Source organism: Oscillatoria sp. HE19RPO (assembly GCF_024220515.1).
Lineage (GTDB): Bacteria > Cyanobacteriota > Cyanobacteriia > Cyanobacteriales > Laspinemataceae > Laspinema.
In genome coordinates this window covers 1-1,179 of sequence record NZ_JAMXOT010000367.1, presented here as the reverse complement: position 1 = coordinate 1,179, position 1,179 = coordinate 1, and the positions used below count along the sequence as shown (strand labels likewise).

1 protein-coding gene is annotated in these 1,179 nt (G+C 52.3%); it reads right to left on the bottom strand.

The window, feature by feature from the left end; genetic code table 11:
• The coding region (locus NG833_RS26770; RefSeq protein ID WP_254568325.1) for a tetratricopeptide repeat protein at positions 1-1,005 on the bottom strand (1,005 nt) is incomplete at its 3' end.
• Between the last annotated feature and the right edge of the window lie 174 nt (positions 1,006-1,179).

Here is a 1,179-nt window from a genome sequence, read left to right as displayed (position 1 = left end):
GTTACCGTAGGCAAGTCCTAAGTTATTTTGCGTAGCTGCCCATTGTTCGGGATAGGCGCTGGGGGTATAGACTTTTAAAGCGGCTTCGGAGCAGGAGATCGCCCGCTCTAGGTTCTCCCCTCGCTCTCCCCGGATGCGGTCACCGTAGGCATTTGCCAAGTTATTTTGCGTCATTGCCCAATCTTCGGGATAGGCGCTGGGGGTTCTGACTGTTAAAGCCGCTTCGTAGCAGGCGATCGCCCGCTCTAGGTTCTCCCCTCGCTCTCCCCGGATGCGGTTACGGTAGGCAATTGCCAAGTTATTTTTCGTCATTGCCCAATCTTCGGGATAGGCGCTGGGGGTTCTGACTGTTAAAGCCGCTTCGTAGCAGGCGATCGCCCGCTCTAGGTTCTCCCCTCGCTCTCCCCGGATGCGGTATAAGTAGGCATTTGCCAAGTTATTTTGAATGTTTGCCCAGCTCGTTGCATCATTCTGGTGGTCAAAAACATCGAGGGCTTTGGTGTAGATAGCGATGGCAATTTCTAGATTAACCGCCCGTTGACCGAGGGGAAATTGTGCGACTAAATTGGCAAAACTAAACAGAGTAGCAATGTTATTGCTTGTGGCAATGGCGGGAATAAGGGCAATCAAATCCTGATTCAGTTTGGCTTGCTGACTGGCAAGAAAGGGATACACAACGGAGGGATTAACATCACTTTCCCTCGTCAAGCGCAGGCCTTCTTGCAAAAAGGCTTCGTATTCTGCGGGTATTGTCTCGTTTTGGGATGGTTGCGCTGCCTCCTGCCCTAAAAATTTCCTCAACTGTTGCGCCAAATTTCGCAGAAACGCCGCCTGATTCTCCTCTCCCTGTTCCTGCAACTGTGCTGCCACCAACTCGCACATCTGCACCAACCCCTCATCCACCAACTCCAGGGATTGGTTGAGGATTTGCGGTTCTTCCCCACTCGGACAGGTGAGGAGTTGTTGAATCAGGGAGAGATAAGACTGCACTCGTTGTTCATTCATTGCCGCACGGATAGAGACAGCACGCCCATTTTAACCTGTCCTTGCCACTGAGGAAACCAAATTTTCTGCTCGTGAGCTTGTGCTCGTGACGCGGCAGAGCCACGTCACGAGTAAATCTACCCTATGTAGGGGCGATTCGGGAATCGCCCGTGACTCCATACAGGCGATTCCCGA